At 68.9% G+C, this 14,025-nt stretch carries 12 protein-coding genes and 1 tRNA gene; 6 read left to right on the top strand and 7 right to left on the bottom strand.

Features of this window, described 5'->3' with window-relative positions; translation table 11 throughout:
- Window positions 1–30 precede the first annotated feature (30 nt).
- The 4 genes from ACIOKD_RS35765 to ACIOKD_RS35750 all read left to right on the top strand — a co-directional run bounded on the left by ACIOKD_RS35765 (window position 31) and on the right by ACIOKD_RS35750 (window position 3,180).
- Entirely contained in the window at window positions 31–192 is a 162-nt protein-coding gene (locus tag ACIOKD_RS35765) for a hypothetical protein (RefSeq protein WP_107017874.1), read from the top strand.
- The gene (locus ACIOKD_RS35760; RefSeq protein ID WP_381832665.1) at window positions 189–827 is read left to right on the top strand and encodes an aminodeoxychorismate/anthranilate synthase component II; all 639 of its coding nucleotides are present in this window, start codon (window positions 189–191) and stop codon (window positions 825–827) included. The genes ACIOKD_RS35765 and ACIOKD_RS35760 overlap by 4 nt, the downstream gene beginning before the upstream one ends.
- Window positions 828–1,252: 425 nt before the next feature.
- Window positions 1,253–2,377, top strand: a complete 1,125-nt coding sequence (locus ACIOKD_RS35755; protein WP_402092232.1) for a class E sortase — start codon at window positions 1,253–1,255, stop codon at window positions 2,375–2,377.
- 62 nt (window positions 2,378–2,439) lie between these two features.
- On the top strand, window positions 2,440–3,180 hold the full coding sequence (locus tag ACIOKD_RS35750) for a class E sortase (RefSeq protein WP_402092146.1): 741 nt from the start codon (window positions 2,440–2,442) through the stop codon (window positions 3,178–3,180).
- 91 nt (window positions 3,181–3,271) lie between these two features.
- Here ACIOKD_RS35750 and pknB read toward each other — a convergent pair whose 3' ends face one another.
- The 6 genes from pknB to ACIOKD_RS35720 all read right to left on the bottom strand — a co-directional run bounded on the left by pknB (window position 3,272) and on the right by ACIOKD_RS35720 (window position 11,443).
- Entirely contained in the window at window positions 3,272–5,269 is a 1,998-nt protein-coding gene (pknB, locus tag ACIOKD_RS35745; protein WP_402092145.1) for a Stk1 family PASTA domain-containing Ser/Thr kinase, read from the bottom strand.
- 169 nt (window positions 5,270–5,438) lie between these two features.
- Complete coding sequence (locus ACIOKD_RS35740) at window positions 5,439–6,929, bottom strand: peptidoglycan D,D-transpeptidase FtsI family protein (protein ID WP_402092144.1); 1,491 nt, start codon at window positions 6,927–6,929, stop codon at window positions 5,439–5,441.
- Window positions 6,926–8,365 carry an FtsW/RodA/SpoVE family cell cycle protein gene (locus ACIOKD_RS35735; protein ID WP_402092143.1) on the bottom strand — a complete coding sequence of 480 codons (1,440 nt, stop codon included), beginning with the start codon at window positions 8,363–8,365 and terminating at the stop codon, window positions 6,926–6,928. Before ACIOKD_RS35735 ends, ACIOKD_RS35740 begins: the two co-directional genes overlap by 4 nt.
- 26 nt (window positions 8,366–8,391) lie before the next feature.
- Window positions 8,392–9,960, bottom strand: a complete 1,569-nt coding sequence (locus ACIOKD_RS35730) for a Stp1/IreP family PP2C-type Ser/Thr phosphatase (protein ID WP_402092231.1) — start codon at window positions 9,958–9,960, stop codon at window positions 8,392–8,394.
- A 90-nt stretch (window positions 9,961–10,050) separates the two neighbouring features.
- A complete protein-coding gene (locus tag ACIOKD_RS35725) occupies window positions 10,051–10,575 on the bottom strand; it encodes an FHA domain-containing protein (protein WP_398287316.1) in 525 nt (174 codons plus the stop codon).
- Window positions 10,576–10,585: 10 nt separating this feature from the next.
- Entirely contained in the window at window positions 10,586–11,443 is an 858-nt protein-coding gene (locus tag ACIOKD_RS35720; protein WP_402092141.1) for an FhaA domain-containing protein, read from the bottom strand.
- A 513-nt stretch (window positions 11,444–11,956) separates the two neighbouring features.
- Here ACIOKD_RS35720 and ACIOKD_RS35715 point away from each other — a divergent pair.
- Window positions 11,957–12,042, top strand: a tRNA-Leu gene (locus tag ACIOKD_RS35715).
- A 757-nt stretch (window positions 12,043–12,799) separates the two neighbouring features.
- Here the strand turns inward: ACIOKD_RS35715 and ACIOKD_RS35710 are convergent.
- The gene (locus tag ACIOKD_RS35710; RefSeq protein ID WP_402092140.1) at window positions 12,800–13,459 is read right to left on the bottom strand and encodes an FMN-dependent NADH-azoreductase; all 660 of its coding nucleotides are present in this window, start codon (window positions 13,457–13,459) and stop codon (window positions 12,800–12,802) included.
- A 150-nt stretch (window positions 13,460–13,609) separates the two neighbouring features.
- On the opposite strand from ACIOKD_RS35710, the gene ACIOKD_RS35705 reads away from it, so the two are divergent.
- The gene (locus ACIOKD_RS35705; protein ID WP_402092139.1) at window positions 13,610–13,981 is read left to right on the top strand and encodes a winged helix-turn-helix transcriptional regulator; all 372 of its coding nucleotides are present in this window, start codon (window positions 13,610–13,612) and stop codon (window positions 13,979–13,981) included.
- Window positions 13,982–14,025 lie beyond the last annotated feature (44 nt).

Below are 14,025 nucleotides of genomic sequence, written 5' to 3'. Positions count from 1 at the left end.
CTGGTGCCGTGGTGCGACGGAAGGGACGGCATGTACGGCTTTATCTGGCGGCTTCTGCCGGGGAACACGTGGATCAAGGCACTGCTCTCGATCGTGCTGGCCCTCGCGGTGGTCTACGTGCTCTTCCAGTACGTCTTCCCGTGGGCGGAACCGCTGCTCCCCTTCAACGATGTGACGGTGGACAACCAGTGACCGCGCGGATCCTCGTCGTCGACAACTACGACAGCTTCGTCTACAACCTGGTCCAGTACCTCTACCAGCTCGGCGCCGAGTGCGAGGTGCTGCGCAACGACGAGGTGGCGATGGCACACGCGCAGGACGGTTTCGACGGCGTGCTGCTGTCGCCCGGACCGGGCACACCCGAGGAGGCCGGTGTCTGCGTCGACATGGTGCGGCACTGCGCCGCGACCGGGGTCCCCGTCTTCGGGGTCTGCCTCGGGATGCAGTCGATGCAGGTGGCGTACGGCGGGGTGGTGGACCGCGCGCCCGAGCTGCTGCACGGCAAGACCTCGCTCGTCGAGCACGAGGGCCGGGGCGTGTTCGCCGGACTGCCGTCGCCCTTCACCGCCACGCGCTACCACTCGCTGGCCGCGGAGCCCGGAACGGTGCCGGCCGACCTGGAGGTCACGGCCCGTACCCACGACGGGATCATCATGGGTCTCAGACATCGCGAACTGCCGGTCGAGGGAGTGCAGTTCCACCCCGAGTCCGTGCTGACCGAACACGGTCACCGCATGCTGGCCAACTGGCTGGCCGAGTGCGGCGACCAGGGAGCCGTGGCCAGGTCGGTGGGGCTCGCCCCGGTGGTGGGCAGGGTCACGGCGTGACCGCGCTGCGCCCCGAGCGCGACAGTGCCGCCCCGTACGGCGAGGACGCCGGGTACGGGAGCGCTGCGGCGTTCGAGGCGCCGGGCGCCGGCGGCGCGATGCGGGCCGCCGTGGACGGGCTGGCGGACCCGCTCAGTGATCCCCTGCCGGGCCGACGGCAGCCGACGGCACCGGAGCAGGGGTGGTACGACCCGCAGACGTACGCACCGGACTGGAGCGTCGGGCAGAACGCCCAGTCCGGCCAGTCTGCCCAGTACACCCAGAACGCCTCGACGTACGCGGAGCCGGCCGCACCGGTCGCGTCGCAACAGCCGTACGCGGCACCCCAGGCCCACACGCAGCAGCCCTACGCGCAGCCGCAGCCCCAACACTCGCAGCACTCGCAGCACTCGCGGTCCCAGCAGCCTTACGCCCAGGCGGGGCCCGTGCAAGCGGGCGCGCAGTCGGCGTACACCGGGTCCCCGCAGTCGTACGGGCAGGCGCAGACGGCGTACGCCGGGTACCAGGAGACGCGGCCGCCGTACGGCGAGGGGTACGCGCCCACCGCCCCGGTCGCGCCCGCCGCGCAACCGCTCCCGGACGCTCAGCCGTACGCACCGCCGTACGAGGCTTCTCCGGCCGCCGACGAGACGGTCGCGTTGCGCGTCGCCGACATCGCGTCCACGGCGAGCCGTCAGACGCTCTCAAGGCCCCCTGTGAGCCCCGTGACGGCTCCGGGGTCCTCGGATGCCCCGGGAGGCCGTGCGGCCCGGCGTAAGGCCTCCAGGCGCCATGGACGGCGCGGCGGGACCGACACCGGCGGGGTGCACGAGGAGCGGACGGGGGCCGACGGGGCCGTCTCGCGCGCGGCGGCCAGGCGCGCGGCGAAGGCGCGCAAGCCCGGGGCGGCCGTGATGGCGAGCCGCGCGATCGGCGAGGTGTTCATCACCACCGGTGTACTGATGCTGCTGTTCGTGACCTACCAGCTGTACTGGACGAACATACGGGCCCACGCGCAGGCCGACAGCGAGGCGAGCAGCCTCCAGGACGACTGGGCGAGCGGCAAGGGCGCTCCGGGCACCTTCGAGCCGGGGCAGGGCTTCGCTCTGCTGCACATCCCGAAGCTCGACGTCGTCGTGCCGATCGCCGAGGGCACCGACAAGAAGCGGGTCCTGGACCGCGGCATGGTGGGCCACTACGCCGAGGAAGGCGTGAAGACCGCGATGCCGGACGCCAAGAAGGGCAACTTCGGGCTCGCGGGCCACCGCAACACCCACGGCGAACCGTTCCGCTACATCAACCGTCTCAAGCCGGGCGACGCGATCGTCGTGGAGACGCAGAACAAGTACTTCGTCTACAAGATGGCCTCGATCCTGCCGGTGACGTCGCCGAGCAACACGTCCGTCCTGGACGCGATTCCCAAGGGGTCCACCTTCAAGTCGGCGGGCCGCTACATCACTCTCACCACCTGCACGCCGGAATTCACCAGTAAGTACCGGATGATCGTCTGGGGCACGATGGTCGAGGAACGATCGCGCGACAAGGGCAAACCGGACGAGCTCGTCGGCTGAGCGCGCCCTCTGAGCACGACTTCTGAACATGATCTTCTGAGACACCAGACGGGGAAAACGCAGTGGCAGCGACGACCGACCACGAAGAGCACACGGACGCGCCGACGTCCCCGCCCGCGCCGAGGCGCCGCGGTGGCGGCCCGATCGCGACGGCCGTCAGCGTCCTGGGTGAACTCCTCATCACGGCAGGGCTGGTCCTCGGCCTGTTCGTCGCCTACTCGCTGTGGTGGACGAACGTGATCGCGGACCGCGAGGCGGACAAGCAGGGCGACAAGGTGCGCGACCACTGGGCCGAGGACCGCGGTCCGGCCGGCCTGGACACCAAGGACGGCATCGGCTTCCTGCACGTCCCGGCGATGAAGAACGGCGAGGTGCTGGTCAAGAAGGGCACCTCCACGAAGCTGCTCAACAACGGCATCGCCGGTTACTACACGAACCCCGTCAAGTCCGCGCTCCCGCAGGACAAGAAGGGCAACTTCTCGCTGGCCGCGCACCGCGACGGCCACGGCGCGAAGTTCCACAACATCGACAAGCTCAAGAAGGGCGACGCGATCGTCTTCGAGACCAAGGACGAGTGGTACGTCTACAAGGTCTACGCGACCCTTCCGGAGACGTCGAAGTACAACGTCAACGTCCTCGGGTCCGTCCCCGAGGAGTCGGGCAGGGCGAAGGCGGGCCGCTACATCACGCTGACGACCTGCACCCCGGTCTACACGTCCCGCTACCGGTACGTGGTCTGGGGCGAGCTGGACCGCGTGGAGAAGGTGGACGACGAACGGACGCCCCCGGCGGAGCTGCGCTGACGGGCCCCGCACCGACCCCGTACGACGACGAGGCCCCGGCCCCCTGAGAGGGGGCCGGGGCCTCGTCGTCATCCGGTGGAACCGAGGGGCGTCAGCCCGAGCCGCCGCCGAGGAAGCCGCCGCCGTTGCCGCCGTTGTTCCCGCCGGCGTCGACCGTGACGAGGTTGATCTTGTCGCCGGCCTTCACCTCGTTGCCCTGTCCCGGGTCGCTGGCGAGGACGATGGCGTTGTCGTCCTGCGAGCCCTGGATGTTGCCGACCTGGAGCTGACTTCCCGCGAGGACCTGCTTGGCCTGCGCGAGGGTCATCTGGGTCACCTTCGGCATGGCGAACTTCTGCGGCTCTTCCTCTTCCTCCTTCTTCGCCTTGCCGATCTGGATGGTGACCGTGGATCCCGGGTCGGCGGGCGAGCCCGCCTGCGGCGAGGTCGAGATGACCTTGCCGACCAGGTTGTCGTCGTCGGTCTCCACCTCGGTGCAGGTACCCGTCAGGTCGTTCTGATCCATCTGGGCCTTGGCCTGGTCACAGCTCTGACCGCTGACGTCGGGAACGGTGGACTGTTCCTTCTCCTTGGCGACGGTGAGAGTGATCGTGGAACCCTTCTCCACCTCTTCGCCCGAGGACGGGTCCTGGTCGAGGACGGTGCCCGGGTCCTCGCTGGACTCCTTGCTCTCCGTCTTGACCTCGAACTCGTACTTCTCGCCCTCAAGCTTCTTGGTCGCGGTGTCCACCGGGTCGTCGATGACGTTGGGAACCGCCACCTTCGGCGCCCCCGTCGACACCGTCAGCGTGATCGTGTCACCCTTTTCGACCTCGGTCTTCGCGGCCGGGCTCTGGTCGCAGACCGTGTTCTTGGGCGTGTTCTCACACGGCTTCTCGTTGATCGTGAGTTTGAGCTCGACGTTTTCCGCCGTCTGTCTGGCGTCGGCCACGGTCCGGTTCACGAAGTTGGGCGTGTCGACCAGACTGTCCCCGCCACCGTTCCCGCTGAACGCCCACTTGCCGATGAGGATCGCGCCGATCAGCACGAGCACACCGGCGACGACCAGCAGGATCGTCGAGGTGTTGCTCTTCTTCTGCTGGCGGCGCCGGCCGGCCCGGTCGTCGTAGCCGAAGGCCCCGTCGTCCGGGTTCTGCGGAGGCAGCATCGCGGTGTGCTGGCCGTCCGAGGAGCGCAGGGCGGTGGTCGGCTGGTCGTCCGGGTAGCCGCCGTAGCCGACCGAGCCCATGGCGGCGGTGGCCGCGACGGGCTGGCCGTCGAGGCAGGCCTCGATGTCGATGCGCATCTCGTCGGCGGACTGGTAGCGGTAGTCCGGGTCCTTGGTCAGCGCCTTCAGGACGATGGCGTCCATCTCGGGCGTGATCTCGGGGTCGAAGACGCTCGGCGCCTGCGGTTCCTCGCGTACGTGCTGGTAGGCGACCGCCACCGGGGAGTCCCCGATGAACGGCGGGCGCACCGTCAGGAGTTCGTACAGCAGACAGCCCGCCGAGTACAGGTCGGAGCGGGCGTCGACCGGCTCGCCCTTGGCCTGCTCCGGCGAGAGGTACTGCGCCGTCCCTATGACGGCCGAGGTCTGCGTCATCGTCATGCCGGAGTCGCCCATCGCCCGGGCGATGCCGAAGTCCATGACCTTGACCTGGCCGTTGCGCGTCAGCATGACGTTCGCCGGCTTGATGTCGCGGTGGACGATGCCCGCGCGGTGCGAGTACTCAAGGGCCTGGAGGATGCCGATGGTCATCTCCAGCGTGCGCTCGGGCAGCAGCTTGCGCCCGGAGTGCAGCAACTCGCGCAGCGTGGACCCGTCGACGTACTCCATCACGATGTACGGGATGGAGATGCCCTCGATGTAGTCCTCACCGGTGTCGTACACGGCGACGATCGCGGGATGGTTGAGCGAGGCGGCCGACTGGGCCTCCCGGCGGAAGCGGGCCTGGAACGACGGGTCGCGCGCGAGGTCCGCTCGCAGCGTCTTCACCGCTACCGTGCGGCCGAGCCGGGTGTCATGGGCGAGGTGTACCTCCGCCATGCCACCACGGCCGAGCACGTGGCCCAGCTCGTACCGGCCGCCGAGGCGACGCGGCTCTTCCATAGCTACCTACCAGCCTTTTCCGACGGTCCCGACCACACCACGTGTGGTCCGGCGGTGTGCTGTCCGGGCATACCGTACCCGGACCGCCTTGACTGACCTGGCCACAACCGTCACCCGATACAGGACCGGTATCGCAACGTGCACCGATGTGAAGGGGACGTGAGCGGGGTCACTTCTTGCTGTCGATGACTGCCTTCATCACGTCCCTCGCGATCGGAGCGGCGAGACCACCGCCGGAGATGTCGTCACGGTTGGCGCTCTCGTCCTCGACCACCACGGCGACGGCGACGGGGGAGCTGCCGTCGTCGAGCTTCGCGTACGAGATGAACCAGGCGTACGGGTTCTCGCTGTTGTCGACACCGCGCTGGGCGGTACCGGTCTTGCCGCCGACGGTGACGCCGCTCTCGTTGATCTGGCCCTTGGTGCCGGTGCCCTCCTTGACGACCGTCTCCATCATCGACTGAAGGATCTGGGCGTTCTTCTCGGACAGCGGCTCGCTCATCTTCTCGGGGTCGGTCTGCTCGATGACGTCGAGGCTCGGCGCCTGGAGCTTGTCGACCATGTACGGCTTCATGAGCGTGCCGTCGTTGGCGACGGCCGAGGCGACCATGGCCATCTGCAGCGGAGTCGTGGCGGTCTCGAACTGGCCGATCGAGCTGAGCGCGGTCTGCGGCCTGTCCATCTTCTCGGGGAAGATGGAGGCGCTGGAGCGGATCGGCACGAACTGCTCCTCGTTGAAGCCGAACTTCTTCGCCGTCTCCAGCATGTCCTCCTTGCCGACGTCGACGCCCAGCTTGCCGAAGACGGTGTTGCAGGACACGCGCAGCGCCTCGCGCAGTGTCGCGTCCTTGCAGGGGATGTTCCCCTCGTTCTTCAGCTCGGTGGTGGTGTCCGGCAGGGTGTAGGGCAGCGGCGAGTCGGTCTTCTCGTCGGCGCTGTCGACGACGCCGTGCTCCAGCGCCGCCGCGGCCGTGACCACCTTGAAGGTCGATCCGGGCGGGTAGATCTCGCGCAGCGCCCGGTTCTGCATGGGGTCGTCGGGGTTGTTCTTCTTCTGCAGCTTGGTCCAGGCCGTGCCGTCGACCTTGGTGGAGTTCCCGGCGAACGTCGAGGGGTCGTACGAGGGAGTGGAGGCCAGTGCCAGGATCGCGCCGGTCTCCGGGTCGATCGCGGCGACGGCACCCTTGCCCTGCTTCAGCAGACCCTTGTACGCGGCCTTCTGCGCGGCGGCGTTGAGCGTGGTGACGACATTGCCGCCCTCCTGCTTCTTGCCGGTGATCATGTCGAGCGTGCGGCGGAAGAAGAGCCGGTCGTCGTTGCCGGTGAGGATGCCGTCCTCGATGCTCTCCAGCTGCGTGGCACCGAAGGCCTGCGAGGCGTAGCCCGTGACGGGGGCCCACATCGCGCCGTCCTTGTAGGTGCGCTTGTACTCGAAGTCGTTGAAGTCGTCGCCGTTCGTCTTGGTGGACCCGGTGATCGGGTTGCCGTCGACGATGATGTCGCCGCGCGGTGTGGCGTAGCGCGCGATGGCGACGCGGCGGTTCTTCGTGTCGTCCTTCAGCGAGTCCGCCTGGACGTACTGGATCCAGTTGTCGCGGATGAGCAGGGCGAGGACGAGGAGCCCGCAGAAGATCGCGATCCGGCGCAGGGGCTTGTTCACGGTCGGACCACCTGGGTCATCTCGGCGTCGGGGTTGGGTGCGGGGGCCGGCGCGGGCCGGCGGGCGGTGTCGCTGATGCGGATCAGGATGCCGATGAGTGCCCAGTTGGCGATGACGGACGAACCTCCGTACGCCAGGAACGGCATCGTCATACCGGTCAGCGGGATCAGGCCCATGACGCCGCCGGCGACCACGAAGACCTGGAGGGCGAAGGCGCCCGAAAGACCGATGGCGAGCAGCTTGCCGAAGGGGTCGCGGGCGGCGAGGGCGGTGCGTACGCCGCGTTCCACGATCAGGCCGTACATCAGCAGGATCGCCATCACGCCGGCCAGGCCCAGCTCCTCGCCGAAGGTGGCGAGGATGAAGTCGGAGTTGGCGGCGAAGCCGATGAGGTCGGAGTTGCCCTGGCCGAGTCCGGTGCCGAGGGTGCCGCCGGACCCGAAGGCCCACAGGGCCTGCATGGACTGCTCGGTGTGGCCGATGACGCCCTGCTGGCTGAGCTCGTACTCGCGCATCGGGTCGAGCCAGGCCTGGACGCGCTGCTGGACGTGCGTCTCGAAGGACGCGACGCCGACGGCGCCGGCCGCGGACATCAGCAGACCGAACACGATCCAGCTGGTCCGCTCGGTGGCGACGTACAGCATGATCACGAACATGCCGAAGAAGAGCAGCGAGGTACCGAGGTCGGTCTCGAAGACCAGGATCAGGATGGAGAGGGCCCAGATGACGACGATCGGGCCGAGGTCACGTCCGCGCGGCAGGTAGAGCCCCATGAAGCGGCGGCTGGCCAGGGCCAGGGCGTCGCGTTTCACCATGAGATAGCCCGCGAAGAACACCGCCAGGGCGATTTTCGCGAACTCACCGGGCTGGATGGTGCCGAGGCCGGGGATCTTGATCCAGATCCGTGCGCCGAAGACGTTCACGCCGAGGCCCGGGACCAGCGGGAGGAGCAGCAGGATCACCGCGGCGACCATGGAGATGTAGGTGTAGCGCTGCAGGACGCGGTGGTCCTTGAGGAAGACCAGTACGACCACGAACAGGGCGACACCCAGCGCGGAGTTCAGCAGCTGGCGGGGAGCGGCCTCGAAGAAGGTGGACTTGGCCTGCAGTCGCTGTGACTGGTCCAGGCGCCACACGACCGCCAGGCCGATGCCGTTGAGCAGCGTGGCCAGCGGCAGCATCAGCGGGTCGGCGTACGGTGCGAACTTCCGTACGACGAGGTGGCCGACGCCCGCGAGCAGGCCGAGACCGAGGCCGTAACTCAGCAGGCCGGGCGGCACCGAACCGTTCATGGCCAGACCGACGTTGGCGTAGGCGAACACCGCGATGAGCACGGCGAACACGAGCAGCGCGAGCTCGGTGTTGCGCCGGCTCGGTGTGCCGATCGTGCCGATCGTGGACGTGTGGTGCGTCGACGTGTTGGAAGTACTGCTCATCGTGTGACAGGGCCCCTCACGGCTGCTTACTGCTTACCGCACAGCGAGACCAGCTTCTGCTCTTCGTCGGAGAGGCTGGGGCCGGGTGTCGGAGTGGGTGCGGTCGTGGACTTGGACGGGTCCGACGACGGGCCCGACTGGGTCGCCGTCGGCGTCGGTGTGGCCTTGGACGCGGCGGAGGTCCGTGTGGTTCCCGTGACCCCGCCGGCCTCGCCCTCGCCGGTCTTCGCGTTCTGCTCGCTCTCGGCCTTGCGGCGCTCGGCGTCCTTCTGGCACGCGGACGCCTGCGTCTGCAGCTCGTCGATCTTCGACCGGGCGTCGTTCAGACCGCCTTCGGTGATCGTCGCCTTGACCTGCTTCTGCTGGTACGGCGGCAGGTACTTGAGTTCGATCTCCGGGTGGTCCTTCTCCACCTTCGAGAGCGAGACCCAGGCGAGGTCCTGACTGATGCCGCGGTACAGCGCGACGTGCTCGTCGTTGGCGCCCACGTAGTACTGCGTCTGCGTCCAGCGGTAGCCGCCGTACAGCCCGCCGCCGATGACGCCGAGCGCGAGCACGATGTAGAAGGATCTCTTCAGCCACTTCCGGCCCGAGCGCGGCTTGACGAAGTCCTCGTCGGTGTAGTCGCCGAAGCCTCCGGTGGGTACGTAACCGGTGGTGTCGCCGCTGCCGGGCGGGCCGAACTCGCCGCCGCCCTGTCCGGGCACCTGGCGGCCGAGGCCGGAGGCGCGGCCCGCGGGCGTCTGCATGGCGCCGTTGTCGTGCAGCTGGTTCTGGTTCTCGGCGACCGCGCCCACGACGACCGGGGTGTCGGAGAGCTGCCCGGCGAGGGTGTCCCCGCCGTCGATGTCGAGGACGTCGGCCACGATGACGGTGATGTTGTCGGGGCCGCCGCCGCGCAGCGCGAGCTCGATCAGCTGCTGAACGGTCTCCTGGGGGCCCTGGTAGCTGGCGAGGGTGTCCTCCATCGTCTGATGGGAGACGACGCCCGAGAGGCCGTCGGAGCAGATCAGGTACCGGTCGCCGGCACGGACCTCACGGATGGAGAGATCGGGCTCGACGTGGTCGCCGCTGCCCAGCGCGCGCATGAGGAGGGACCTCTGCGGGTGGGTGGTCGCCTCTTCCTCCGTGATGCGTCCCTCGTCGACGAGGCGCTGCACCCACGTGTGGTCCTGCGTGATCTGCGTCAGCACGCCGTCCCGCAGCAAGTAGGCGCGCGAGTCGCCGACGTGCACGAGGCCGAGCCGCTGACCGGTCCACAGGAGGGCGGTGAGGGTGGTCCCCATGCCTTCGAGCTGGGGGTCCTCCTCGACCATCATCCTGAGCTGGTCGTTGGCGCGCTGCACGGCCGTGCCGAGCGAGGTGAGGATGTCGGAGCCGGGCACGTCGTCGTCGAGCGCGACGATCGTGGAGATCACCTCTGACGAGGCGACCTCACCGGCGGCCTGGCCGCCCATCCCGTCCGCGATGGCGAGCAGCCGCGGTCCGGCGTAACCGGAGTCCTCGTTGCCCTCGCGGATCATGCCTTTGTGCGATCCGGCGGCGAAGCGCAGTGACAGACTCATGCGCACCTCGCCCGTCGGCTCCGGGTACATCCGCACGGTGCCCACCCTCCGGTCGGGAGCGCGCCGGGGTCCGTCGTGGGGACCGCCGCTGCTCGCTCGCTCCGCTCGCTCATTGTCGTACTACTTCCGCAGCTCGATGACGGTCTTGCCGATGCGGATCGGCGCGCCCAGCGGAACCGGCGTGGGGGTCGTCAATCGGGTCCGGTCGAGATACGTGCCGTTGGTGGACCCGAGATCCTCGACGATCCACTGGCCGTCACGGTCCGGGTAGATCCTGGCATGCCGGCTGGATGCGTAGTCGTCGTCCAGCACGATGGTGCTGTCGTGTGCGCGGCCCAGCGTGATGGTCTGTCCCTGAAGGGCAACGGTCGTGCCCGTGAGGATGCCCTCCGAGACGACCAGTTTGGTGGGAGCGCCGCGGCGCTGACGGCCGCCGGCGCTGGGCGCCGCCTGCTGTCGCTGCGGTGGCGGTGCGCTCTGGCGCGCAGCGGCCTGCTGCGGCCTCTGGGCTTCCCGTCGCGACCCGCGCTGTGTGACACGCGTTCCGAACAGATCGCTGCGGATGACCTGCACGGCCACGATCACGAACAGCCACAGTACGGCCAGGAAACCCAGCCGCATGACCGTGAGGGTCAGCTCTGACATTGCCCCCGCTTCACCCTTCGGCTTGCCGGTAAATGATGGTGGTGCTGCCCACGACGATCCGCGAGCCGTCGCGGAGCGTAGCGCGGGTGGTGTGCTGTCCGTCCACCACGATGCCGTTGGTGGACCCAAGATCCTGGACGGTCGAGGGCGTTCCGGTCCGGATCTCACAGTGCCGGCGCGAGACGCCGGGGTCGTCGATCCGCACGTCGGCTTCGGTGCTGCGGCCCAGCACGAGCGTCGGGCGGGAGATCTGATGGCGGGTGCCGTTGACCTCGATCCAGTGCCGCGTACGTCCACCCGGCTGCGGGGCCGCGGCGGGCCGCTGGCCCGCGGGTGCGGCGCCCGGGCGTCCGCCGGGCGGCGGTGCGGCGGGCATGGGAGGAGCGGCCGCGGGCGGATAGCCGTAGCCACCGGCCTGACCGCCTGCCTGGCCGCGGGCGGCCGCCGGGGGCGGGCCCGCGGGGGCGCGCTCGGGAGCGCCCTGCTGGTTGGCGGAGGAGGCGAGCGTACGGCTTCGGACCCGGTACAGGCCCGTGTCGAGGTCGTCCGCCTTCTCCAGATGGACCTTGATGGTGCCCATGAACGTGTAACGCTGCTGCTTGGCGTAGTCGCGCACCATGCCGGCCAGCTCGTCGCCGAGCTGGCCCGAGTAGGGGCTGAGACGCTCGAAGTCCGGCGTGCTCAGCTCCACGATGAAGTCGTTGGGGACCACGGTCCGGTCCCGGTTCCAGATGGTGGCGTTGTTGTCGCACTCGCGCTGGAGCGCTCCCGCGATCTCCACCGGCTGGACCTCGGACTTGAACACCTTGGCGAAGGTGCCGTTGACCAGACCTTCGAGGCGTTGCTCGAACTTCTTCAGGACTCCCATGGGGCACCTCCTCCTGTGTCGTCGCCCTGGTACTGCTTACTGATCGTATCCACGCGCCGGGAAATCGGCTGGTTCCCCCTGTCGGCCCGGTCGACAGATGTCGACGCCCACTGAAGTCACCTCCCGCTGTTCCCGCCGAAGTCCCTCTTCGAACTCCCCCGAGGCACTCCGTATGGGAAGGATCGTAGAGGCGGCCTCAGCACAGTGTCCCGCACGCGGCAGCGGACCCCGGCCCCCTGACGGGGAGATGGCCGGGACCGGTACGAGGTTGATACGTGAACCGGTTCCGCTTGGTACGTGGCAGTCGGGGCCGGTGGGATCCGGGGCGCCACGGGAGTCGGTCGTGCTGGTGACGACGGGGTGACGCGGAGGCCGATCGCCACGCCGCGGACCTCTTGCGAGCCCCCCGCCGCCCCCGCAAACGGATGTGAATCCACCTGCTCCAGCGTGCTAATCTTCTCGATGTCGGAAGGCGCTCACCCCCCTGGTGAGAGACGGATGACACACCCAAATGCGCGAGTGGCGGAATGGCAGACGCGCTGGATTCAGGTTCCAGTGCCCGCAAGGGCGTGGGGGTTCAACTCCCCCCTCGCGCACCAGTACCAGTGGAGACGGGTCTCCGGCAGAACGAAAGTTCTGGCGGGGGCCCGTTTCTCGTTCTCCCGCCGCCGCACGACCGGGCTCCGACCCGACCGGTGACGCGGCACGGCCCTGGCGGTGAGGTATCTCACGGCTGGGGCTTTCTTGCTGTCCGAGTGCGGAATCACCCGGGTGACCATGGGTGACCCGGATGCGAACCGATTCGATGCGGAACAACTGTCCCAGGGCGCTGCCTCGTTATGGAAAGGCGTGTGCGTACCTGTGGGAGTGCTCGTCCGATGAGCCTGCCGGCCGGGGCTGGGTGGAGAGGGCGACAGGGGCCGCCGAGAGAACAGGTGAGTTCTGCGCATGCCTGTGTGCGGTGAGTTCCCGCGTTCCCGACGCACGCCCCGACCGCTGCACGGTCCGCGGGCGGAGGTGCGACGGTGACGTATCTCACGGTCCGCGGGCCTGGGGTGCCTGTCCGCGCTACGTGGCGGGAGTAGGGCTCCGGGAAGGTGATCCTCTTCGGGGCGGCCGGGAGGGTCGGGCGCGGGGTTCTTCGCCTCGGTGTCTCGTCGGCGACGGAGCAGGTGGGTCTGGCGGTGGTCGCCGTGGCTCGCGGGGAGTCCGGGGTCTGGGGTCCGGGTGCTGGAAACCGCGGAGAACAACAGGCTCGCGAGGGTGTGACGCGCGCCCCGCCCGTGGTGGTGGGGCGAGGCGCGGTCCGTGCGGCAGCAGCGTGCGGTGGGGCGGGGGGCTTGAGGCGTCAGGGCGTCAGGCGGCCTTCGGGGCGAGCTGCTCGGCGAGGGTCCGTCCCTTGGCGGCCGCGTCCTCGAAGGCCTTGTCGCGGGACGCCTCGAAGAGCGGGACCAGGTCGGCCAGCGCCGGCATGTGCGGGGCCATCGTGAGCTCCGGGACGATGAATTCGACGTCCAGACCGAGCATGTCCTTGAGAACGGCTCCCAGGTAGTTCTGTACGTAGTCGTAGCCCTCGCGGGGCGTGCCCGGCCCGTAGGCGCCGCCGCGGCTGGCCACGATGGTGACCGGGGTGCCCTTGGCGGACTGGGTCTCGCCCGCGGTGCGGCCGACGACGACCACGTTGTCCAGCCACGCCTTCAGGGTCGAGGGGATCGAGAAGTTGTACATGGGCGCGCCGATCAGGACGGCGTCCGCCCGCTCCAGTTCCTCGATGAACTCCAGGCGCCCGGCGAAGGCCGCGGCCTGCTCCGGGGTGTGCTCCGACGGGTCGGCGAAGACGGCGCTGTGGGCGTCGGCGGTGATGTGCGGGACCGGGTGCGCGGAGAGGTCGCGGTAGATCACGGTGCCGTCCGGGTGCTGCTCCTCCCAGGCCTTGCGGAAGGCGTCCGTGACGGAGCGGGACGCCGAGGCGGAACCGGGAAGGACGGACGAGTCCACGTGCAGCAGGGTGGCCATGGGTTCTCCATTCGAGGTGTTCGAGGGATCGGGCTGCGGGTGGGCCGGAACAGGGCCCGCTCGGCGCTCTGCTTTTTCGTGCGCAACTATGAATAACACAGGAGCTTACTTTTTTTCACCCCCGTACGGGACGGCAAGTACCCTGAAGGCATGGCGGTCCAGGAAAACCACGACGCTGCGTCGTGCAGGCGGGTCGACGACGGCATCACCCGTGTCTTCCAGGTGATCGGAAAGCGCTGGACGGGCCCGATCGTGGCCGTGCTGATGCCTGCCCCCGTGCACTTCGCGGACCTGCGCCGGGCGATCCCCGGCATCAGCGAGCGCATGCTCTCCGACCGGCTCACCGAACTGGCGGGTGTCGGAGTCGTGGTGCGCGAGGTCGAGGAGGGACCGCCACTGCGCGTCTCCTACCGGCTGACGGAGGCCGGTTCCGCGCTGGAACCCGCGCTCAGGGAACTGGGCATGTGGGCGGAGAAGTACCTGCTGGAGAACGGCCGTTGCGCGGAGCAGTTCCGGAAGTAGTGGAGCGGCCCGGGGCCCGCTGCCCCCGCTGAGCTGGGGTGTTT

The sequence above is a fragment of the Streptomyces sp. NPDC087844 genome (assembly GCF_044742785.1).
Lineage (GTDB): Bacteria > Actinomycetota > Actinomycetes > Streptomycetales > Streptomycetaceae > Streptomyces.
This window is presented reverse-complemented; position numbering and strand designations above follow the sequence as displayed.